Origin of the sequence: Nonomuraea deserti (genome assembly GCF_004348685.1) — a bacterium.
In the GTDB taxonomy this organism is placed as follows: Bacteria; Actinomycetota; Actinomycetes; order Streptosporangiales; family Streptosporangiaceae; genus Nonomuraea; species Nonomuraea deserti.
On sequence record NZ_SMKO01000085.1, the window covers coordinates 16,474 to 37,464 of the forward strand.

The window sequence follows — 20,991 nt, forward strand, 5'->3', positions numbered from 1 at the left end:
GATATCATGGATCGCGTGGCGCGAACAGAGGCCGGTGGATACCGGGAGAGACTGCTGGCGGGAGCCGTGAGCTGCCTGCAGGAGAAGGGCTACGCCCGCACGACCGCACGAGACCTGGTCGCCGCCTCCGGCACCAACCTGGCCTCGATCGGCTACCACTTCGGCGGCAAGGACGCGCTGCTCAACGAGGCCATCGCCGAGATCTTCGAGCAGTGGACGGACCGGGTCGAGCGATCCATGTTCGGCGCCGAACTCGGCACCGGCAGGGAGATGCTCGAACGCGCCATGAGGGAGCTGATCGACGTCTTCGAGGAGCTGGGGCCGCAGCTCGTGCTCCTCGTCGAGGGCTATCCCGCGGCGCTGCGCGCGCCCGTCCTGCGGGAGAAGCTGGCCCAGGCCTACGCCCGCGCCCGCACCGCCGGCGCCGGCATGATGCGCAGGGCCGCCGCCGAGCTCGGGGTCGAGCTGCCGATGGACCCCGAGGTGTTCGTGTCGGTGGTGGTGGCGATCGCCGACGGGCTGATGCTCCAGTGGCTGCTCGACCCGTCGGCCACCCCCGACGCCCGCCAGGTCGTCGACGCCCTCGCCGCGCTCTCCGCGATCATCACCTAGCCTCGCGCCCTCGCGCCGCCCGCGCCCCGCGTCGCTTGCATCGTCCGCGTTGCCCGCGTCCGCGCCCCGTGCCGTCCGCGCCCCGTGCCGTCCGCGCCCGGCGGCGTTCGCGCAGCGCGGCGTTCGCGCAGCGCGGCGTTCGCGCAGCGCGGCGTTCGCGCAGCGCGGCGTTCGCGCAGCGCGGCGTTCGCGCAGCGCGGCGTCGTCCGTGTCGCTCGCGTCGATCAGGCGGCGCAGGAGTCGTGGGTCGCGTCGAATCCCTTGATCGCCTCGTGGTCGTCGCCGCGCAGCGGCTTGACGCCCTTCCAGTCCTCGCCGATCACCAGCACCAGCCGGTTGGTCCTGGCCGCCGGCACGTTCCTGGGCGCGGCCGCCACGAGGTCGCCGGCGAGGGTGGGCACGCGGGTCTCGCCGTTGGGACCGTAGAGGATGGTGGTCTTCGCCTGCGGCTTGCGGGCCGTGTCACCGATCTTGGCGATGTGGTAGCCACGCTGCTCCAGGGAGGCGGCCACCTCCTGGGCCAGCCCGCTGCGCCAGGTGCCGTTGCGGAGCTCGACCTGCACCTTCGACCGGGCCACCTTGGCCTGGCCGCCCTTGACGCCCTCGATGCTCTGGTCTCTGGCCACCACCTCGAACAGCCTGTCGGCCTGGGGCTGCACCCACTCGACCCGGCCCGGCTGGGTGAGGGAGTAGTGCCACGGCGTGGTGATGAAACGGATGCGGCCGGCGTCCAGCCCGCGCAGGCTGAGCGCGAGATCCTTCATGACGGACGGGGTCAGGCCGCGGTCCGTCGTCACCGCCTTGGTGCCGGCGTCGAGGACGGCGAACAACCTGGCCGGGTCGGTCAGCGTCTCGCCGCTCATCACCTTCTTGACCATCGAGGCGATGAACATCTGCTGCCGCTGGATCCGCCCGATGTCGGAGCCGTCACCCATGCTGTAACGGGCGCGCACGTAGCCGAGCGCCTGCTCGCCGTTGAGCGTCTGCCGGCCCTCGGGCAGGTGCAGCAGGGCCTTCTTGTCGCGCACGGGCTCGGGCAGGCAGACCTCCACGCCGCCGACGGCGTCGACCAGGCTCTTGAAGCCGGAGAAGTCGACCTTCACGAAGTGGTCGATGTGGATGCGGGTGAGCGCCTCGATCGTCTTCCAGGTGCAGCCGATGCCGCCGGAGTTGAACGACTCGTTGATCATGCCGAGGTGCGGCCGCTGCCCCGGCAGGCCGCCGGTGGCCCGGCAGGCGGGCAGTTGCACGAGCGAGTCGCGCGGGAAGCTGACGACCATCGCGTGGTCGCGCCGGGAGGAAACGTGGACCAGCATGATCGTGTCGGTGCGCTCACCCGCTACGCGGCCGTATTTCGCGTTGGCGCCGTCGCGCTGGTCCGAGCCGACGACCAGGACGTTGAGCGCGGTGCCGGCCATCTTGGCCGGCCGGGCGGTGCCGAGGTCGTCCGAGGTCACGTCGACGTGCTTGACGTTGCCGGTCAGCCTGGCCCAGACGCCGACGACCACGCCGACCACCAGCAGGACGACCGCCGCGGTGACGGCGACCGCCCGGCGCAGCCAGGGACGGCGTCGCCGGCGGTGCGATCGTTTGCTCCGGTGGGAGGGCGGCACATCGCTCACGTGACTCCAGAGGGACGGGGCCGAGGGCCGCCGCCCACGGCCAAGAGCCTCGCCGTTCAGATCTCGGCCGGTTGGACGTGCCTGAGTGTACTCAGCCGAACACGCTCCGGGGCTCAGTCGGGAACGTTCCTCCGCGGCGTCACCAGTCCCGACTCGTAGGCGAACACCACGAGCTGGGCGCGGTCGCGGGCGTGCAGCTTGGTCATCGCCCTGCTGACGTGCGTTTTGGCGGTGGTCGGGCTGATCACCATGTGGGCCGCGATCTCGTCGTTGGACAGGCCGCGGGCCACCAGGGCGGTCACCTCGCGTTCGCGGTTGGTGAGCACGCCGAGGCCCTGCGGCCTCGGCTCGGGGCGGCGGGCGACGTACTCGCCGATCAGCCGGCGGGTGATGGCGGGGGACAGCAGGGCGTCGCCGCGGGCCGCCACCCTGACGCCCTGCAGCAGGTCGGCGGGCTCGGTGTCCTTGACCAGGAAGCCGCCGGCGCCCGCCCTGAGCGCGTTGAAGACGTACTCGTCGAGGCCGTAGTTGGTGAGGATCACGACGTGGACGTCGCTCAGCCGCTCGTCGGAGGCGATCTGGTGGGTCGCCTCGATACCGTCCATGACCGGCATCTGGATGTCGATGAGCGCGACGTCCGGCCGGTGCTCCAAGGCCAGGGCCACGGCCTGCCGGCCGTCGGCGGCCTCGGCCACCACCTCGATGTCGTCCTCCGCCTCCAGGAGGGCGCGGAAGCCGCCCCTGATGAGCGCCTGGTCGTCCACGAGCAGCACGCGGATCACGATGGTTCCCCCAGCGGTAGTTCTGCGCGTACGGTGAATCCGCCTTCGGGGCGCGGCCCGGCCCGCAGCCTGCCGCCGAGCGCGGTGACGCGCTCGCGCATGCCGCGCAGCCCCACGCCGGGCGTGGGCGGCGTGCCGGGGCCGGCCGAGCCGTCGTCGTCCACCTGCACGACCAGCTCGCCGGCCCTGTAGTCGATGCGCACCGCCGCCGCGGCCCCGCCCGCGTGCCGTGAGACGTTCGTCAGCGCCTCCTGCACGATCCGGTACGCCGCCCTGTCGACCTCGCGGGGCAGCTCGTGCCGCTCGCCGGAGATCGTCACCGTGGTGGGCAGGCCGGTCGAGCGGGCCCGCTCCACCAGGTCGCCGAGCCGGTCGAGGCCGCTGGCCGCGGGTTCGTCGCCGGCGTCGCGCAGCACCTCCAGCGTGGCACGCAGCTCGCGCATGGCGTCGCCGCCCGCCTCCTGGATGGCCACCAGCGCCGCGGGCACCTCCTCGCCCCGCTTGCGCGCCAGGTGGATGGCCACGCCCGCCTGCACCTTGATGATCGAGATGCTGTGGGTGAGCGAGTCGTGCAGCTCTCTGGCGATGCGCAGCCGCTCCTCGCTCGCGCGGCGGAGCGCGGCCTCCTCGCGGGTCCGCTCGGCCTCGGCGGCGCGCTCCTCCACCTGTTCGAGGTACGCCTGCCGGTGCCTGGCCACGGTCGCCGACACCCCGGCCGCCAGGAACCAGCCGAGCAGCAGCGTCGTTCCCTGGGTGATGGCCTGGGCGTCCTGCGGGGCGGCGGTGGCCAGGTTCGCCGCCAGGCTGACGCCCAGATAGACCGCGCCGGCCAGCGCCGCGAACAGCCGGTGACCGGCCCTGACCGCGCCGAAGACCGACACGAGCACGGGGAAGGCGGCGGACGGCCCCGGGTCGGCGTGCTCGGAGAAGACGAGCATGCAGACCGTGGTCAGGGGCAGCGCGACCAGCGGAGCGCGGCGCCAGGCGACCAGCGCCAGCGAGCCGGCCAGGACCGCGGCCAGTTCGAGCGCGCCCGTGCCGGGGGCGACCAGCGCGGTGGGCGTCAGGATGGCGGCCACGGTCACGGCGAGCGCGCCGTCCATGGCAAGGGGGCGCCATCGGGACACAGAGCTCATTCCTGCACAGTAGGGCGTCGCCGCGGCCGGTTCGTCGGCGCCGGGTCGCACTTCGGCGCTACCGCCGGCGAAGTAGTCACGCCGATCCTGCTTCGCGGGGCGTAGCCGCAGAAGTCTTCGCGGGCACGACGACCGATGACCAGGCCGGATACCACTATGTCGGGTCATGGACCCGATCCGAGACAGGAGCCGGTGATGGCCGGCTCGTTCCGTTACGTCACCCCGGTGGAGCCGCGCGGCGCCACCGGGCGGGTGGGCGAGGTCTACGCGCAGCTCGCGGAGGACTTCGGCATGGCGCGCATGGCGGTGTTCATGACGTTGTCGCCGTCGGCGGACGTGCTCGCCGCGACCTGGTCGCTCCTGCGCGAGTCGCTGCTGGCGGGCAACGCGCCGAGGACCGCCAAGGAGGTCGTGGCGCTGGGGGTGTCGCTGGCCAACCGGTGCCCGTACTGCGTGGCCGCCCACACGACCCTGCTGCACGCGACCGGCGACCACCGCCTCGCGGAGACCATCGCCGCCGGCGGCACGCCCCGCGATCCCGAACACGCCGAGCTGCTCGCCTGGGCCGGGAACCGGGGTCCCGGGCCCTTCCCCGTCGTGCTCGCACACGAGTACATCGGCACCGCGCTGACGTTCCACTTCGTCAACCGCGTCGCCTCGGCGCTGCTCACCGAGAACCTGCTGCCCGCGAACCTGCAGAGATCCCGCCTGGTGCGGAGCGTGGGCGGGCGGGTGATGTCCGGCGCGGTGCGCCGCACGCCGCCCGTGGGCGGGAGCCTGCCGCTGGTGGCGGACCTGGCCGCGGGCCCGGAGCCGGCCTGGGCGGCGGGCACGCCCGTGGGCGCCGCGTACGCCGCGCTGCGCGCCGCCGCGGGGGCGGGCGGCGAACTGCTCGGCCAGGCCGCCCGCTCCGCCGTGACCCGGGCCGTCGCCGCCTGGGACGGCGGGCATCCGCCGATGGATAGCGCCTGGCTGGACGGGGCGCTGGCCGGCGTGCCCGCCGGGGAACGGGCCGGGGCCAGGCTCGCGCTGCTCGTCGCGCTCGCGCCGTACCGGGTGACCGACGCCGACGTCGCCGCCTGGCGCGGCTCCGCGACGGACGAGGACCTGGTACGGCTCTGCGCGTTCGGCGCCATCACGGCCACGGAACGCGCCGGAACCCTCATCACCGCCACGCCCGCGAAACGCGCCGGGTCTCGCATGCCCGTCGCGCCCGCGGAACGCATCACCGCCCCGGCCGCCGAGCGCGCCCGGAATCGCGGCACCGACACACACGCACCCTGGGGAGATCGATCATGACCGCGTCCAGCACCCTCGCCGACCGGCCCGCGCAGGCCTCGGGACATCTGCGAACGCTCAGGGCCGTGGTGGTCCTGCATGTCGTCGCGCTGCTGGTCCAGGCGGTGACGGCGGGCATGCTGCTCTCCTCGCCCGGCGGCCGGGCGCTGCACGCGACGGGGGGAATGGCGCTGGCCGTCATCGCCGTCGTCCACCTCGTCGCGGCGATCCTCGTCCGGTGGCCGGGCGGCGGGCCCGGCGGCTTCATCGTCCTGGCCGCGCTGCTGCTGGCGTTCACGGTGGTCGCGGCGATTCTCGGCATGACGCACGTGAAGGTCGTCCACCTGCCGCTCGGGGTCCTGCTGTTCGGCGCCGGTGTCCTGCAGCTCACCAGGGTGCTGCCGCGGCGAACGCCATGAGACCCACCAGACGTACGGCGCTGCGGCTGCTCGGGCTCGGCGCGGTGGCGACGGCCGGGGCGTCCGGGTGCTCGCTGCTCGCCGGCACCCCGCAGCCGCAGCTGCTCACCAGCGCGGCCCCGCTGCCCCGGCCGTACGCGGTGCCGCTGCCGCTCCCCGAGGTCGCCGAACCCGTCCGCGGCACGGGCGGGACCGACTTCTACGAGCTGACCGAGCGGGCGGCCGAGGTGGAGGTGCTGCCCGGGCTGCGCACCCCGATCCAGGGGTACGGGGGCACGTTCCCCGGCCCCACCATCCAGGCGCGTAGCGGCCGGCGTACGGCGGTGAAGCTGATCAACCAGCTAGGCGAGCCGACCGTTCTGCACCTGCACGGCGGGCACACGCCGCCCGAGTCGGACGGTTTCCCCACCGACCTGGTGGCCCCCGGCGCCTCCCGCGAGTACGTCTTCCCGCTGGAACAGCGGGCCGCCACCCTCTGGTACCACGACCACACCATGGACTACACGGGGCCGCGGGTGTGGCGCGGGCTGGCCGGGATGTTCGTGGTCAGGGACGCCGAGGAGGAGGCGTTGCCGCTGCCTTCCGGGGAGCGCGACGTGCCGCTGCTGATCTGCGACCGGTCGTTCGCCGCCGACGGCACGTTGCTCTATCCGGCGCTGGGCGGCCGGCCGGGGGTGCGGGAGGCGTACATGGGGGGTGTGCTCGGCGACGTCATCCTGGTGAACGGCGCGCCGTGGCCGGAGCTGCGGGTCGCGAACGCCCGCTACCGGCTGCGGTTGTGCAACGCCTCCAACGCCCGCGTGTACGAGCTGGCCACCGGCGGCCCGATGGTCCGGGTCGGCGGCGACGGCGGGCTGCTGGCCGCGCCGCGCACGGTGGAGCGGCTCCGCCTGGCTCCGGGCGAGCGCGCGGACGTGGTGATCGACTTCTCCGCCTACCGGGTGGGGCAGCGGGTCGAGCTGCGCAACCTGGCGGGGGAGGGCGCGCAGGGCAGGGTGATGCGGTTCGCGATCGACCGTCCCGAGCGTGACGACTCGGCCGTGCCGCCTCGGTTGTCCGCGGTCGAGCCGCTCGATCCCAGCCGGGCCAAGGTGACCAGGGATTTCGCGTTCACGAGCGGCAGCATGCACGGGGGCGTCGGCTGGCTGATCAACGGCAGGCCGTTCGACTCCGAGAGGATGGAGGCCAGGCCCAGGCTCGGCGACATCGAGGTCTGGCGGCTGACCAGCGATGTGGCGCACCCGGTGCACGTGCACCTCGACCACTTCCAGGTGCTGTCGGTCAACGGTGAGCGACCCTCGGGCCCGCCGGAGTGGAAGGACACGGTCGAGCTGCGCGACGCTCAGACCGTCGAGATCGTCACCCGCTTCACCGACTACCGCGGCCGGTACGTGCTGCACTGCCACAATCTGGAGCACGAGGACATGGCCATGATGGCCGCCTTTGAGGTCGTATGATCAAGCGGTTTATGTGGATTTATACCTGGATGACGATTTCTGCGGTTGTTCGCCGGTAACGTGGCAGCCCGGCTGCCCGAGGGCCGTCAACGACGAGGAGATCTGATGCACGCGCCGCGAGAGCTGAGCGTCGACCTGCTGTCACCGGACACGGCCGGGGACGCCGCCACGATGGCGACGCTCAGCGCCCTGGTCAACGCGGTGTACGCGGCGGCGGAGCAGGGACTGTGGCGCGACCCCGTCGCCCGGACGAGCCCGGACGAGCTGTCGCGGCTCACGCGCGACGGGCAGATCGTGGTGGCCAGACTGGACGCGCGGATCGTCGGATGCGTACGCGTCCAGCGGCTGACCCGCGAGATGAGCGCGTTCGCCATGCTCGCCGCCGCCCCCGAAAGCCGCGGCATCGGCGTGGGACGCGAACTCGTACGCTTCGCCGAGCGGCGGAGCCGGGCCCAGGGCAGCCGGATCATGCAGCTCGAACTGCTGGCGCCGCGGGCGTCGTCACACCCCGCCAAGGACTTCCTGGCCGGCTGGTACGCCCGCATCGGCTATCGCATGGTCCGGGTCGGCACGATCGAGGAGTTCTACCCGCGCGTGACGGGCAAGCTGGCCACCCCCTGCGACTTCCGCGTCTACCACAAGGATCTCCTGGAGAGGGCTCTCCCCGGTGGTCAGGGCGGCAGGCGGTCCGAGCGCGGCCAGACGTAGTCGAGGTCGTCGGGTTCCTCGTCGCCGAAGACGGGCCGGTAGAAGCCCGGGTCCTTGCGCAGGAGCGCGGAGCGGTGGCTGAGGTGCAGCGACGGGTCGCCCAGCCAGGGCGGCAGCTCGCCCGCCGCGCCCAGCTCGTCCTGCCCGCGCACCGTCGTCATGCCGCGCGACCGGGCCAGGTCATCCATGATCGTGGCCGCGCAGGTGTCGGCCCGGCCGAGGGCGCACCAGCGCGCGCACACCTCCAGGCCGTACCTGACGAGCGCCTCCTCGTACCCGGCCCACATCTTCACGACCGGGTGGTGGCGCCAGCCGTAGCCGGGGACGGTGAGGGCGCGCAGGACCTGGAGCGCCTCCACGCGCTGCTTGCCGAGCCGGAGCGGGTCGAGGACCGCCGCCGTTGCGGCGAAGTTCGGATAAGGCAGGAACGTTTGCATCTATACCCCCGCTGACGTGCGCCTTCCCGCGGATGGTATAGACCGTCCGGCGGGCGGCGCGCACAATCGGGGCATGGGAGACGCGTATGTCGGCGCCAGGACGCCGCGACGGGAAGACGCCAGGCTGCTCACCGGAAGAGGCAGGTACGTCGGCGCGGTCCGTCTGCCCGGCATGGTCCACGCCCACGTGATCCGCAGCCCCATCGCCCACGGCAGGCTGCTCGGCTGCGACGCCAAGGCGGCCTGGGCCGCCGAAGACGTGCTCGACGTCATCACCCCCGCCGACGCCCCCGATCTTCGCCTGCCCTGCGTGAGCCTGTCGCCCGGCCAGCGCCTCCTGTCCTACCGGGCGCTGGACGACACGATCAGATACGCGGGGCAACCCCTCGCCGTCGTCGTCGCCCGTACGCCGGAAGCCGCAAGGGACGCCGCCGACCTCCTCGACCTGGAGCTGGACGAGCTGCCCGCGACGGTCGGGATCGAACGCGCCCTGGAGGACCCCGTACCCCTGCTCTACCCCGATTGGGGCACCAACCTCTTCACCGACTTCACGCTCGGCGACGACGACTGCGCCACCGCCGTGGAGCAGGCCGAGCACGTCGTCGAGATGACCTTCAGAATGGGCCGGGTCTCGCCGTACCCCATCGAACCGCGTGGCGTGGTCGCGGTGTACGCCGACGACGAGCTGACCGTGCACACCTCCTCCCAGGCCCCGCACCACGTGCGCGAGCATCTGGCGGACGCGTTCGGGCTCACGCACGACCGGGTGCGCGTCGTCAGCGGCGACACGGGCGGCGGGTTCGGCGGCAAGGAGCACGTCTACCCCGACGAGGCGCTCATCTGCCTGGCCGCGATGCGCCTGGGCCGCCCCGTGAGCTGGTCGGAGACGCCGGGCGACCGGCTGCTCGCCACGCTGCCCGCGCGGGCGGCCGTGCACCGGGCGCGGCTGGCGCTCGACGGCGAAGGGCGGTTCGTGGCCCTGCACGTCGACGTGCTCGGCGACATCGGCGCGCACCCGTCGAACGTCGGCGCCTCGACGTTCGCGGTGACGGCCACGACGTTGCCGGGCCCGTACCGGTTCGACAGGGTCGCGGTACGCGTGCGCGGCGTCGTCACCAACACCACGCCGACCGGCTCCTACCGCGGCTTCGGCCAGCCGGAGGGCACCCTGACCAGGGAACGCCTGATCGACGAGGCCGCCCGCAGGTTGGGCATCGACCGGGTCGAGCTGCGGCTGCGCAACATGGTGGGGCCGGACGAGCTGCCGTACACGTCGCGCGTACACCAGCCGTACGATTCCGGTGACTACCCGCTCGCCCTGACGACCCTGCGCGACATGGTCACACCGGTGGAGAAGGACGACGGGCGGCGGCGCGGCATCGGCTTCTCCTGCCACGTCGAGACGACCGGCATGGGCCCCTCGATGGATCTCAAGGCCAGCGGCATCCAGGCGGGCGGCTACGAGACGGCGGTCCTGCGCATGGAGCAGGACGCGTCCGTCGTGGTGTCGTCGGGGGTGGTCTCCATGGGTCAGGGCATCGAGACGGCGCTGGCGCAGGTCGCGGCCGATCGGATGGGCGTGCCCATCGACCGGGTGCGGGTGGTGCTGGGCGACACGGCGGCGACGCCGTACTCGTCGGTGGGGTCGGTCGGGAGCCGGTCGCTGGCGATCGGCGGCGGGGCGCTCACCCAGGCCGCCGCCCGCCTGCGCGACAAACTCGTCGCCATCGCCGCGCACCGGCTGGAGGCGGCGACTGACGACCTGGAGGTCGCCGGGGAGGCGGTGCGCGTGAAGGGCGACCCGCAGTCGTCGGTGACGCTGCGCGAGCTGGCCACGGCGGCGTGGCGCGGCTGGGACCTGCCGGACGGCGTCACACCCGGGCTCGAGGAGCGGGTCAGCTACGACCCGAAGGCGTACACCTTCGCGTACGGCGCCCACGCCGCTGCCGTGGCCGTCGACCCCGAGACCGGGAAGGTCGAGTTGGAGGGCTACTGGGTGGTCAACGACTCCGGCGTGCTGGTCAACCCCACCCTGGTGGAGGGGCAGATCAGGGGCGGCGTGGTGCAGGGCATCGGCATGGCGCTGACCGAGGAGATCGTCTACTCCGAGGACGGCCAGCCCGTCACCGACTATCTGCTGCCGACCACGCGCGAGGTGCCGGACATCGAGGTCATGATGACGCAGACCCCGTCGCCGCTCACACCCGGCGGCATGAAGGGCGTAGGCGAGTCGGGCACGATCGGCCCGCCCGCCGCCATCGCCAACGCGGTCGCCGCCGCCCTGCCGGAGATTGCGGAAAGGATCACGGACGTTCCCCTGACGCCCGCCGCTCTGTGGTCGCTGCTGTAGGCGGCGCTCCCCTAGGTGAGGTCTTTCAACTCCTTGCCCGCTTCGAGAAGTGCCTGCTCCAGGGCCTTGCGGCCGGCGGGCTTGGGCTCCTCCGGCCGCGCCGCGCGCCTGGCGGGCCGCTTGGCGGCGTCGAGGCGCGGTTCGGTGTCGGTCTTCGGTGCGTTCTCGTCTGGACTGCTCATGGCACAGTCCGTACCCCGTGCCGCGCACACCGTTTCTGCGCGGGCGGAAAAGAATTCTGATTTCTCGCCGAAGATTCGACCCGAACGGCCTTCTCGTGCGTACACGTTTCGACGGCGCCGTACGTCCACCCATAGGCAGGCCCTCGTGTCGAGTGAAACGTGCATTCGTTGCCCCGCCCCACCGGAAAGAGATGTCATGACCTCGCTGCGATCAGCTCGCCGGAGCCGTGTGCAGTACGCGTGGCCGCTGGTCGAGGACGTTCGCACGGTCGGCCGGGCGCGGTCGATCATTCGCGGGGATTTAATCTCCCTCGCTCTTTCCGACGATCTTATCGACGACGCCGTTCTCATGGTGAGCGAATTGATCACCAATGCGTTCATGTACGGCGACGGCCCTTACGAACTCGCGCTTCACGTGGACGCCGGAGAGATCATGATCGTGGTCGTGGACAGCAGCCCGCTGCTGCCCGCCCCGTCGCCGGACGACGTGTCGGCCGAGCACGGCCGCGGGCTGCGGATCGTCGCCAGGCTCTCCGACGGCTTCTACGGCTGCCACTCCCAGCGCTACATCACCCATCCCGACCTCGTCGGCAAGGCCACCTGGTTCGCGCTGCCGCGCCAGGGCACGCCCGGCATCGTCGTGCCGATCAGGTCGGGAACCTGACTGGCGGGCGATGAGTTCCGCCGCCGGCGGCGGTCTTTCCTCGGTCACCGCGACATCCGAGGAAGGACCTTCACCATGACGACCACGCACATCCTCGAGATCCCCGGCGTGCGGCTGCGTTACGAGGTGCGCGGAACCGGCCCGCTGCTGCTCCTGCTGGGTGCGCCGATGGCCGCCGCGTACTTCGCGCCGCTGGCCGAGGCGCTGGCCGGCGAGTACACCGTGGTCACTCACGACCCGCGCGGCATCGCGGGCAGCGTGCTCGACGACCCCGCCCAGGACTCCACCCCCGAGCTGAGGGCCGACGACGCCGCCGCCCTCATGGACGCGCTCGGCGCCGAGTCGGCCGACGTGCTCGGCAGCAGCGGCGGCGCGGTGACGGGGCTGGCCCTGGTCGCCCGGCACCCGAGGCGGGTGCGCACCCTCGTCGCGCACGAGCCGCCCTGCCTGGAACTGCTGCCCGACGCCGCCGAGCGGCGGGCCGCGACCGAGGACATCATCGAGACCTTCCACCGCGAGGGCGTCGGGCCGGCGTTCGCGAAGTTCATGGCCGGCGCCGGCTTCGAGGGCGACGAGGTTCCCGACGGGGCTCCGGAGGAGCCGAGCGAGCAGGACCTGGCCGACAGCGCCCGCTTCTTCGCCCACGAGCTGCGCGGCACCACGCGTTACGTGCCCGACGCCGGCGCGCTCAAGGCCGGCCCGGCCCGGGTCGTGGTGGGCATCGGCGCGGACTCGGGCCGGCTGCTCACCTACCGCACGTCCGTGGCGCTGGCCGACCTGCTGGGCACGGCGCCCGTCGTCTTCCCCGGCGACCACGGCGGCTTCACGTACCAGCCGGAGGAGTTCGCGGAGACGCTGCGCAAGGTGCTGGCCGCTTCCTGACGGGCCGCTCGACGCAGGACGCCCAGGCCGGCGCGGGGGCCGGGCCTGGGCGTCCTGCTCGAACGAGTCGCGCCGCCGCTCTCAGCCGACGGGCGTGAAGTCGCGCGCGGCGATGAAGTCGGGCCGGCGCGATGACGCGGCGTACGGCTCCACGCAGGTGTTCTCGACGCTGTTGAACACGACGAAGATGTTCGAGCGCGGGAACGGCGTGATGTTGCTGTTGGACCCGTGCATGCAGTTGCAGTCGAACATGGTCGCCGAACCGGCGGCTCCGGTGAACACCTCGATGCCGTGCTTGTCGGCGAGGACGGACAGGCTGCTGGGGTCGGGGGTGCCGATCTCCTGCTGCTGCAGCGACGCCTTGTAGTGATCGTCGGGAGTCTGCCCCACGCAGGACACGAAGCTCCTGTGCGACCCCGGCATGATCATCAGCGCGCCGTTGTGCAGGAAGTTCTCCGTCAACGCGATGGAGATGCTCACCGCGCGCATCCTGGGCATCCCGTCCTCGGCATGCCAGGTCTCGAAGTCGGAGTGCCAGTAGAAGTCCTTGCCGTTGAATCCGGGCTTGAAGTTCACCCGGCTCTGGTGCACGTAGACGTCGGAGCCGAGGATCTGCCGGGCCCGGCCCACCACGCGCGGATCGGACACCAGTTCGGCGAAGACCTGACTGATCTTGTGCACCTCGAAGATCGAGCGGATCTCTTTCGATCCGGGCTCGGTGATCGTGCGCTCGTCCGAAAGGATCTTCTGGTCCTCCGACAGCCGGCGCAGCTCGCCACGGTAGAGCTCGACCTCGTCTGGCTCGAGGAGCCGGTCCACGGACAGGAAGCCGTTCTCCCCGTACGCGTTCAGCGTCCCGGCGTCGATGGGCCCGTCGTCCGGTCCTCCGTACACCACCGGGTCCTGCCGGTACAGCAGGGCGGGCTCCTTGGCGCTCCGGGTGGGGTACGGGTCGCGCTGGGTCGGGTTGAGTCCTTCGGTCAAGGTCATGCTTCCTCCTTGATCAATGGGTAGACGCCGTTCTCGTCGTGCACTTCCCTGCCGGTGCAGGGCGGGTTGAAGACGCAGACAGTGCGCACGTCCGTACGCGCGCGGAGGGTGTGACGCTCGTGACCGTCGAGGAGGTACATGGTGCCCGGCTCGATCCGGTGCTTCTCGCCGGTCTCCTCGTTGGTGAGCTCGCCCTCGCCCTCGACGCAGAAGACGGCTTCGACGTGGTTCGCGTACCACATCGAGGTCTCGGTGCCGGCGTACAGGACGGTCTCGTGCAGCGAGAAGCCGACCTTCTCGCGGGCCAGTACCAGCCGCTTGCTGCGCCAGGTCGGCGCCTCCACATCGCGTTCGGTCCCGGTGATGTCCTTCAGCGAGCGAACGATCATATTGTCTCCTTTCAGCCGGTTTCGGATTCTCAGACCAGGACGGCTTCGACCGAGTCGGCGATGATGTCCAGACCCTCCGCGAGTTCGTCGGGGGTCGAGGTGAGCGGCGGCAGGAGCTTCACCACCTCGCTCTCCGGGCCGGAGGTCTCCAGCAGGAGGTTCCGCTCGAAGGCCGCCGCGCAGACCGCGGAGGCGTGCGCGGGCTCGGCGAAGGCGATCCCCTGCGCCAGCCCGCGGCCCCGGGTGCCGCTCACACCCTCGGGGTGCGCGGCGGCGAGCTGGACCAGCGCCTCCTGCACCTGCTCGCTCTTGGCGATGGTCTCCTTCTCCATCCCCTCGTCGGCCCAGAAGTGCCGCATCGCGGCGGTCGCGGTGACGAAGGCCGGGTTCGGGCCTCGGAACGTTCCGTTGTGCTCGCCCGGGTCCCACACGTCCAGCTCGGGCTTGAGCAGGGTGACGGCGAACGGCAGCCCGTAACCGCTCAGGGACTTCGACAGGCAGACGATGTCGGGCGTGATCCCGGCCTGCTCGAAACTGAAGAACGGCCCGGTGCGCCCGCATCCCATCTGGATGTCGTCCACGATGAGCAGAATCTCGTGCAACTTGCAGAGCTCGGCGAGACCGCGCAGCCATTCCGGGCTGGCCGCGTTCAGGCCGCCCTCCCCTTGCACGGTCTCGACGATGACCGCGGCCGGCGTGTCGAGCCCGCTGCCGCTGTCGGCGAGCAGCCGCTCGAAGAGCAGGAAGTCGGGCGTCTGGCCGTCGAGATAGTTGTCGAACGGCATCGTGAGCGTCTGCAGGGGGATGCCCGCGCTCTTGCGCTTCAGCGAGTTGCCCGTCACCGCGAGCGCCCCGAGCGACATGCCGTGGAAGGCGTTGGTGAAGCTCACGACGGTGTTGCGGCCGGTGTACTTCCTGGCCAGTTTCAGCGCCGCCTCGACGGCGTTGGCGCCGCCGGGCCCGGGGAACTGGACGCGGTAGTCGAGGCCGCGCGGTTTCAGGATCACGTCCCGGAACGTCTCCAGGAACTCCCGTTTGGCGACGGTGTACATGTCGAGGCTGTGGATGATGTTGTCGCCGCTCAGGTACTGCAGCAGATTCTCTTTCAGATGCGGGTTGTTGTGGCCGTAGTTGAGAGTGCCGGCACCCGCGAAGAAGTCGAGGAACGGACGCCCTTCCTCGTCGTAGAGGCGGCTCCCCGTGGCCTTGCGGAAAGTGGCAGGCCATCCACGGCAGTAGCTGCGAACCTCTGACTCGGTGCTTTCGAAAACGTCCATTATTCAGCTGTCTCCTATTGGGCTTGCTGATCGAGGGGCCCGATTCGATAGAGCACCTCTGCTTGGTGTTCCAGGGGGAACAACTCTTCGCCGAGCAGCGGCCGTCGTTCCAGATCCGCCCCTTGGTCACGGGCGAAGGCGGTGAACAACCGGTCCGAGGCGAGGTTGTCCGGCGTGACGGTGGCCTCCATGAACCGGCACCCGCTGCCGGCCAGGTAACCGAGCATGCGGCTGGCCAAGGAGCGGCCCCGCCACTTCTCGTCCACCGCGACCTGCCACACGAAGAGCGTCTCCGGCTCCTGCGGGCGGGTGAACCCGGTGATGAAGCCCCGCACGCCGTTCTCGTCGCGCGCCACGACCGAGGTGTCCGCGAAGTCCCGGCACCAGAGGACGTAGCTGTAGGGGGAATTGAGGTCGAGGACCTTCGATTCGCGGGTGATGCGCCACAACTCCCGGCCGTCCTCGAGGCGGGGTGGTCCCAGTTCCTCCGTGGAGGGCGGAGAATCCGCTTGCGGTCGTGGGTGTGCTGACGACATGGACCCCGAATTTACGCGAAGCGGTAACACGGATTACCGTGCCGCCGTTGGCCCGCAGTTTGAGCTCCAGGTTCCGGGGTACGTCAGTTGACTTTCCCGTTTTGGCTGGTCGGCGGGGTGGCGATGGCCCGGCCGGCGGCTCCGCCATCATCGCAACAGAGCAGCGAGCGCACCTTTCCGCGCGGCTCCGTGACGAACGCCGCCGGCGCCCGCCGGCGCGCCCGGGACATCGCTTGTACCGCTTGTTCGGTGCAATTTGGGGTGAAAACTATTGAGAGATTAGTCACAGCCCAAGTTTCATCGTGATAACGGATCGCGTGCGTCCGGTTTGAAATCTCGCCATCGATGATCGTCCCCGTTCTGTGCTGCCCACGCCGCGTGGACGCACACCTCGCCGGTAAGCGCACTTACCGGCGACGCCGTCGAGCGAGGACGGTTCGAGGACGGGTCGAGGACCGCCGCGGCTAGCGTCTGCTGGCGCTGCACATCTGCCGCGAAGGTGTCATCAACGGGGAGGCTCGATGAGATCACGCGGAGGCGCCGCCGTGCACGGAGCGGCGGAGGTCCTGGTGACCGTCGGCGACGGGGTCCGCCTGCTGGACGTGGCCGGTCCCATGGACGTGTTCGAGGGGGTGACACGGCTGACGGCCGGCGGCTACCGCGTACGCCTCGCCTCTCCTGGCGGGGCGGACGTCCGCACGTCCTGCGGCGTACGGCTGGGCGCGGACGTCGACCCGGCGGAGATCCGGCACGAGTTCGACACGCTGCTGCTCATCGGCGGTTCCGGAGCCGCGAGGGGCGGGCCGCACGATCCCGACCCGGCCCGCCACGTACGGCGCCTGGCCGGGCTGGCCCGGCGGGTCGCCGCCATCGGCACCGGGGCCCCGGCCCTCGACGGCATCCCGCTCCAGGGCGGGCGGTCCGCCGAACCGGGCGGATCCCGGCAGGTCGTCAAGGTGGTGCCGCACACGGTCCGCGGGGGCGGGGTGCGGAGCGCGCGGGGAATCGTCTCGGCCGTCGACCTCGCACTCACGTTCGTCGAGGACGACCACGGCGGGGACGTCGCCCACCGGGTGGCCAAATGGCTCGTACGCCGCCCTGACGGCCGCCCCGACAGCGTCGCGCGCCTGCCGCGCCTGGCGCGTGACCCCGCGCTGCGGAGCCTGCTCGGCGACATCGTGATGCGCCCGGAAGGCGACTTCAGCGTGCCCGCCATGGCGGACCGCCTGTCGATGAGCGTGCGGCACTTCAGCCGCCACTTCTCCCGCGAGGTCGGCATGAGCCCGGGACGGTTCGTGGAACGCGCGCGGGTCGAGGCGGCACGGTCGGCCATCGAGGAGGGGAACGAACCGCTGGAGGTGATCGCGCGCCACCACGGCTTTCTCACGGGCGAGACCATGCGGCGCTCGTTCCTCCGCCAGCTCGGGGCGCCGCCGAGCGCCTACCGCGCGCGCGACGACGCCGTCGTCCCATGGCGATGAATGCGCCGCGAGGACTCCACGACGCGGCGGAACGGGGACCCGCCGCCGCTCAGACCTCGGGGGTGATGCGCAGGCCGTGAGGTTGCAGGTCGGCCTGGAGCCGCACGCCGCCGATGATCGTGTGCTCCTCGCTGTCGGCGTTCCTCTTCGCCCAGGCCGCCGCGCTTCTCGTGACGGCCTGCAGCGGGGGCGGCACTCCCGCGGAGACGGCGCCCAGCGCGCCCGTACGCGCGATCGTCCCCGGCACCCCGTCACCGTCACCCGCGCCACCACCCGCGACCGACCCCGACTGGTCGATCACGTTGGACGACGAGGGGGAGGCCCGGTGGCGGAGCGCTCAGCTCTTCACCGCGGGCGGCCGGTTCATGGTGGCCGGCTGGTCACCGACATGGCCGCGTCGCGCGACTCGTCGAAGTGCATCAGCCCCAGGCCGCCTCCCACGCTCCGCAGCGAGCAGGGGGGAAGGCACTCGCCGATGCCGTTCAGGTTGGCGATCTCGCGGTCGTCGCGGCCGACCAGGGTGCGCGTGTGCTCGTCGAGTTCGATCAGGGTGGCGCCGGCGCGTACGGAGATCCCCACCAGGGAGTCGTCGGACGTGCCGGTGCGCGACCAGAGCGGCCTTCCGTCCGAGGGGTTGAAGGCGTACAGGTAGTGGTCGTCCTGGCAGGACTCCCTGAACACCAGGATGCTGCCGTCGGTGTCGGTGGCCGCCGGCCGGGTGCCGACGTCACAGCCGCTCGGTGCGTGGTGCGGCCGGCGCCAGCGTTCCTCGCCCGTGGCGGCGTCGAGGGCGAGGAACTCGTCCGGCTCCTCCTCCTCGTCGCCTCCGGAGGGCTCGGCTCTGACCAGGAGCGGTACGACTCCCTCTCCCATGGCCAGGCGCCGGTCGGGCCCGTCGGTGAACGGCGTGCCCTCGTCACCGCCGCGCTCCCACCGCAGCCGGCCGGTGCCCGCCGCCAGCCCGGTCAGGTGATCGCCTTCTTCGGATCGTGAGGCGACGACCAGGTCATCCTTGTTGACGGCGAACCCCGTCAGCTCGCGGCCCGGCTCGCGGTAGTGCCACCTCTTCCGGCCGGTGCCCGCGTCGTAGACGTCGAAGCCGTCGGCGCCGGCGACGAAGAGCTGGCTGCCCTCCAGCCTGATCTGGCGGGCCTTCTCCCCCTGCCCGAGCCCTCTGACGCGCCAGGCCTCCCGCATGACGCCGAGGGCCGGGCCCGCGTCGGTGAGCCGCCGGGGGCCGCCGTGGCGAACGTCTGCTCGCGCCTGACGTCGGGGACGTCCTCGGCGTCCTCGCCGAGGAGCGAACAGCCGGTGGTGAGCAGCAGCAGGCCCACCGCTCCGTACATCCGCCACGATGACATACGTCGAGAGGGTACTGGCGGGGAAGCGCCCTCAGTTCCTGTCACCTTCCCGGGAGGTGGCGAGCCGGCGAGCGGCTCAGCCGGCCCGCCGGCTCCATGCCGTGATGGCGGCCCGCGCCCAGGCCTGTTCGCGCTCCTCGAACCCCTCGGCGGGGAAGGTGCCGTCCACTGCGACGTCCGCGATGGTGACGGCGTAGCCCGTGGGCGACGCTCCGGCCTCAGGGAACGGCGGCGCCCCGGGGAAGTCCTCGACGCCGGGCTTCCGCCCGCCGTACCGGTGGGAGTTGAGGTGCCGGGCCCGCTGGGTCCTCCGATGCATCGCCTCGACGCCGTCACGCAGGTACATGTGCAGCAGAGCCCAGTAGAAGGGCGGGCCCCCGTCCACGGCCCCCGCGGGGTGCTGGAAGAAGTAGCAGCTCACCGACACGGCGTGGAGGGGCGACCACGGCTCGCGCCCCGAGAAGTCGAGGATCAGCAGCCGGTGGAACAGCTCCTCACAACAGTCGCCGGCGGCGCCGCACTCCGTACATATCGACATCGGGTCACGATTACGCGAATCAGGTGGCCCGGCAACCCGATTTCGGCGGCCGACACAGCTGCTTGCATCTCCAGCAGCTTGAGATCCCATAGTGGCGGCATGGACGACAACGAGCTGTACCCGATCGGGGATGTGGCCCGCAGGACCGGGCTGAACGTCAGCGCCATCCGCTACTACTCCGACGCCGGGATCATCGCCCCCACGCAGGTGACCGAGGCGGGCCACCGGCTGTACGACATCCGCGCCATCGCCCGGCTTGAGCTCGTCCGCACCCTCCGCGATCTGGGCACCGGCCTGGACGACGTCCGCCGGCTGCTCGACGGCGAGACGACCCTGCACGACCTCGTCACGGCTCATCTCCAGCTCGTCGAGCGTCAGGAGCGTGACCTGCGGGCCAGAAGGGCCGTGTTGAGGACGCTGGTCAAGCAGGGTGGCACGGCCGCGCAGGCCGCCCTGATGCACAAGCTCGTCTCGATGCCCGACGAGGAGCGCGAGCGGCTGGTCGACGACTTCTGGACCGAGGTCGGCGACGGTCTCGACGTCAACCCCGCCTTCGTCGACCGGTTGCGGGAGATGCGACCCCATCTGCCCGAGGACCCCGCCGCCGCCCAGCTCGAAGCCTGGATCGAGCTGGCCGACCTGGTCCAGGACGAGGAGTTCCGCGGCGCGGTCCGCTCCTACCTCCAGGACACGTTCTCCACGCCCCCGGGACGGCTCATGGCCGCCACACCGGTGCAGGACTTCATCTACGGGCAGGGGATGACGATCATGGGGGACATCATGGCCGCGTACCGGTCCGGGCTGCCCGCGGACGCGCCGCGTTCGCAGGAGCTGGCCGTGCGCCTCGTGGACGCGACCGCCGCGCTCGGCGGCCGCCAGGCCACCGCCGATTTCCGGCGCGAGATGGCCGCGAAGTTCCTCGAGATCGACGAGCTCCTCCGCGAGGAGCCGCAGGACGACGTGTCACGGTTCGACCTCACTCATGGCAGGTACCTGTCCCTGGTGTCCGTGATCAACGGGACTCCGCCCGCTGAGGACCGGCAGGTCGTGCCCTTCGCGTGGATCGCGGCGGCCCTTCGTGCTTCGCTGCCGCGCACGAGCCCCTGACGCCGCCTGGGAGGATGACCTCCATGACGCCAGGAACGCGCATCGTCAGGGATGCCGGTGGAGGAGCCCCACTGGCCGTCGTAGCGGCGACGTCGAGGCCGTGGCGGCCCTGGAGGGGGTGCCCATGCGGATGACGGTCTTCGAGGCGGGGATCGGCCAGGAGCCCCAGCCCGCCGCCGAGCTGGCGGACCTGCGCTGGATCTCCGGGCACGGGCGTGACGTTCTTCTCGCTCCCGCCGTCAGGGACCACGTTCTGCCGTTGCTGCGGCAGGGCGGCCTCATGGCGTCATAGCCGGGCGCGCGGCGGATGAGGGCTTGAGTCTCGAGCAGCTTGAGACTCCATAGTGGCGGCATGGACGACAACGAGCTGTACCCGATCGGGGACGTGGCCCGCAGGACCGGGCTGAACGTCAGCGCCATCCGCTACTACTCCGACGCCGGGATCATCGCCCCCACGCAGGTGACCGAGGCCGGCTACCGCCTGTACGACATCCGCGCCATCGCCCGGCTTGAGCTCGTCCGCACCCTCAGGGACCTGGACGCCGGGCTGGACGACGTCCGCCGGCTGCTCGACGGCGAGACGTCGCTCCACGATCTCCTCGCGACGCACCTGGAGCTCGTCGAGCGTCAGGAGCGTGACCTGCGGGCCAGAAGGGCCGTGTTGAGGACGCTGGTCAAGCAGGGTGGCACGGCCGCGCAGGCCGCCCTGATGCACAAGCTCGTCTCGATGCCCGACGAGGAGCGCGAGCGGCTGGTCGACGACTTCTGGACCGAGGTCGGCGA

At 71.5% G+C, this 20,991-nt stretch carries 24 protein-coding genes; 12 read left to right on the forward strand and 12 right to left on the reverse strand.

Annotation, left to right across the window (positions count from 1 at the left end; all coding sequences use genetic code 11):
* Window positions 1-15 precede the first annotated feature (15 nt).
* Window positions 16-612, forward strand: coding sequence for a TetR/AcrR family transcriptional regulator (locus tag E1292_RS27325; RefSeq protein WP_165974763.1), 597 nt, complete (start codon window positions 16-18; stop codon window positions 610-612).
* Between the two features lie 224 nt (window positions 613-836).
* On the opposite strand, the gene E1292_RS27330 is transcribed toward E1292_RS27325, so the two are convergent.
* From E1292_RS27330 to E1292_RS27340, 3 genes are all read right to left on the reverse strand, one after another.
* Complete coding sequence (locus E1292_RS27330) at window positions 837-2,234, reverse strand: LCP family protein (RefSeq protein ID WP_132598068.1); 1,398 nt, start codon at window positions 2,232-2,234, stop codon at window positions 837-839.
* A 113-nt stretch (window positions 2,235-2,347) separates the two neighbouring features.
* Window positions 2,348-3,016 (reverse strand): response regulator, encoded by a 669-nt coding sequence (locus E1292_RS27335; RefSeq protein ID WP_132598069.1) that lies wholly within the window; start codon window positions 3,014-3,016, stop codon window positions 2,348-2,350.
* Window positions 3,013-4,152, reverse strand: coding sequence for a sensor histidine kinase (locus E1292_RS27340; RefSeq protein ID WP_132598070.1), 1,140 nt, complete (start codon window positions 4,150-4,152; stop codon window positions 3,013-3,015). The genes E1292_RS27335 and E1292_RS27340 overlap by 4 nt, the downstream gene beginning before the upstream one ends.
* Before the next feature lie 195 nt (window positions 4,153-4,347).
* Between E1292_RS27340 and E1292_RS27345 the strand changes: the two genes are divergently transcribed.
* The 4 genes from E1292_RS27345 (at window position 4,348) to E1292_RS27360 (ending at window position 8,014) form a co-directional block, all read left to right on the forward strand.
* Window positions 4,348-5,451 (forward strand): carboxymuconolactone decarboxylase family protein, encoded by a 1,104-nt coding sequence (locus tag E1292_RS27345; protein WP_132598071.1) that lies wholly within the window; start codon window positions 4,348-4,350, stop codon window positions 5,449-5,451.
* On the forward strand, window positions 5,448-5,849 hold the full coding sequence (locus tag E1292_RS27350; protein WP_132598072.1) for a hypothetical protein: 402 nt from the start codon (window positions 5,448-5,450) through the stop codon (window positions 5,847-5,849). Before E1292_RS27345 ends, E1292_RS27350 begins: the two co-directional genes overlap by 4 nt.
* Window positions 5,846-7,306 carry a multicopper oxidase family protein gene (locus tag E1292_RS27355; RefSeq protein ID WP_132598073.1) on the forward strand — a complete coding sequence of 487 codons (1,461 nt, stop codon included), beginning with the start codon at window positions 5,846-5,848 and terminating at the stop codon, window positions 7,304-7,306. Before E1292_RS27350 ends, E1292_RS27355 begins: the two co-directional genes overlap by 4 nt.
* Before the next feature lie 105 nt (window positions 7,307-7,411).
* Entirely contained in the window at window positions 7,412-8,014 is a 603-nt protein-coding gene (locus E1292_RS27360) for a GNAT family N-acetyltransferase (protein ID WP_181958300.1), read from the forward strand.
* On the opposite strand, the gene E1292_RS27365 is transcribed toward E1292_RS27360, so the two are convergent.
* Window positions 7,978-8,451 (reverse strand): MSMEG_6728 family protein, encoded by a 474-nt coding sequence (locus tag E1292_RS27365; protein ID WP_132598074.1) that lies wholly within the window; start codon window positions 8,449-8,451, stop codon window positions 7,978-7,980. The genes E1292_RS27360 and E1292_RS27365 overlap by 37 nt on opposite strands.
* A 73-nt stretch (window positions 8,452-8,524) precedes the next feature.
* Here E1292_RS27365 and E1292_RS27370 point away from each other — a divergent pair, with 73 nt between their 5' ends.
* Window positions 8,525-10,801, forward strand: a complete 2,277-nt coding sequence (locus E1292_RS27370; RefSeq protein ID WP_132598075.1) for a xanthine dehydrogenase family protein molybdopterin-binding subunit — start codon at window positions 8,525-8,527, stop codon at window positions 10,799-10,801.
* 11 nt (window positions 10,802-10,812) lie between these two features.
* Here the strand turns inward: E1292_RS27370 and E1292_RS51380 are convergent, their stop codons facing one another.
* Entirely contained in the window at window positions 10,813-10,983 is a 171-nt protein-coding gene (locus E1292_RS51380) for a hypothetical protein (RefSeq protein ID WP_161714701.1), read from the reverse strand.
* Window positions 10,984-11,179: 196 nt separating this feature from the next.
* On the opposite strand from E1292_RS51380, the gene E1292_RS27375 reads away from it, so the two are divergent.
* Window positions 11,180-11,647, forward strand: a complete 468-nt coding sequence (locus E1292_RS27375; RefSeq protein WP_165974764.1) for an ATP-binding protein — start codon at window positions 11,180-11,182, stop codon at window positions 11,645-11,647.
* A gap of 75 nt (window positions 11,648-11,722) precedes the next feature.
* Window positions 11,723-12,529 (forward strand): alpha/beta fold hydrolase, encoded by an 807-nt coding sequence (locus E1292_RS27380; RefSeq protein WP_132598077.1) that lies wholly within the window; start codon window positions 11,723-11,725, stop codon window positions 12,527-12,529.
* A gap of 81 nt (window positions 12,530-12,610) precedes the next feature.
* Here the strand turns inward: E1292_RS27380 and thpD are convergent, their stop codons facing one another.
* Genes thpD through ectA form a run of 4 tightly spaced genes read right to left on the reverse strand, consistent with a single transcriptional unit; the run spans window position 12,611 to window position 15,721 of the window.
* The gene (gene thpD / locus E1292_RS27385) at window positions 12,611-13,519 is read right to left on the reverse strand and encodes an ectoine hydroxylase (RefSeq protein ID WP_132598078.1); all 909 of its coding nucleotides are present in this window, start codon (window positions 13,517-13,519) and stop codon (window positions 12,611-12,613) included.
* Complete coding sequence (locus E1292_RS27390; protein ID WP_132598079.1) at window positions 13,516-13,908, reverse strand: ectoine synthase; 393 nt, start codon at window positions 13,906-13,908, stop codon at window positions 13,516-13,518. Before E1292_RS27390 ends, thpD begins: the two co-directional genes overlap by 4 nt.
* Before the next feature lie 29 nt (window positions 13,909-13,937).
* Window positions 13,938-15,185: a diaminobutyrate--2-oxoglutarate transaminase gene (ectB, locus tag E1292_RS27395; protein ID WP_132598080.1), complete on the reverse strand. Its 1,248-nt coding sequence runs from the start codon at window positions 15,183-15,185 to the stop codon at window positions 13,938-13,940.
* 14 nt (window positions 15,186-15,199) lie between these two features.
* Entirely contained in the window at window positions 15,200-15,721 is a 522-nt protein-coding gene (ectA, locus tag E1292_RS27400; RefSeq protein ID WP_132598081.1) for a diaminobutyrate acetyltransferase, read from the reverse strand.
* A gap of 521 nt (window positions 15,722-16,242) precedes the next feature.
* Between ectA and E1292_RS27405 the strand changes: the two genes are divergently transcribed.
* Window positions 16,243-17,202: a GlxA family transcriptional regulator gene (locus E1292_RS27405; protein ID WP_132598082.1), complete on the forward strand. Its 960-nt coding sequence runs from the start codon at window positions 16,243-16,245 to the stop codon at window positions 17,200-17,202.
* 49 nt (window positions 17,203-17,251) lie between these two features.
* Here the strand turns inward: E1292_RS27405 and E1292_RS27410 are convergent, their stop codons facing one another.
* The 3 genes from E1292_RS27410 to E1292_RS27420 form a co-directional block, all read right to left on the reverse strand.
* Window positions 17,252-17,503, reverse strand: a complete 252-nt coding sequence (locus E1292_RS27410) for a hypothetical protein (protein WP_132598083.1) — start codon at window positions 17,501-17,503, stop codon at window positions 17,252-17,254.
* A 62-nt stretch (window positions 17,504-17,565) separates the two neighbouring features.
* Entirely contained in the window at window positions 17,566-18,399 is an 834-nt protein-coding gene (locus E1292_RS27415; protein WP_132598084.1) for an outer membrane protein assembly factor BamB family protein, read from the reverse strand.
* 240 nt (window positions 18,400-18,639) lie between these two features.
* Entirely contained in the window at window positions 18,640-19,101 is a 462-nt protein-coding gene (locus tag E1292_RS27420; protein WP_132598085.1) for a DUF5946 family protein, read from the reverse strand.
* Window positions 19,102-19,200: 99 nt separating this feature from the next.
* Between E1292_RS27420 and E1292_RS27425 the strand changes: the two genes are divergently transcribed.
* From E1292_RS27425 to E1292_RS27435, 3 genes are all read left to right on the forward strand, one after another.
* Entirely contained in the window at window positions 19,201-20,208 is a 1,008-nt protein-coding gene (locus tag E1292_RS27425; protein WP_132598086.1) for a helix-turn-helix domain-containing protein, read from the forward strand.
* A gap of 100 nt (window positions 20,209-20,308) precedes the next feature.
* Window positions 20,309-20,500, forward strand: coding sequence for an NUDIX hydrolase (locus E1292_RS27430; RefSeq protein WP_181958301.1), 192 nt, complete (start codon window positions 20,309-20,311; stop codon window positions 20,498-20,500).
* Window positions 20,501-20,560: 60 nt separating this feature from the next.
* Window positions 20,561-20,991, forward strand: a 431-nt coding sequence (locus E1292_RS27435) for a helix-turn-helix domain-containing protein (protein WP_132598087.1), incomplete at its 3' end; no start/stop codon positions are given.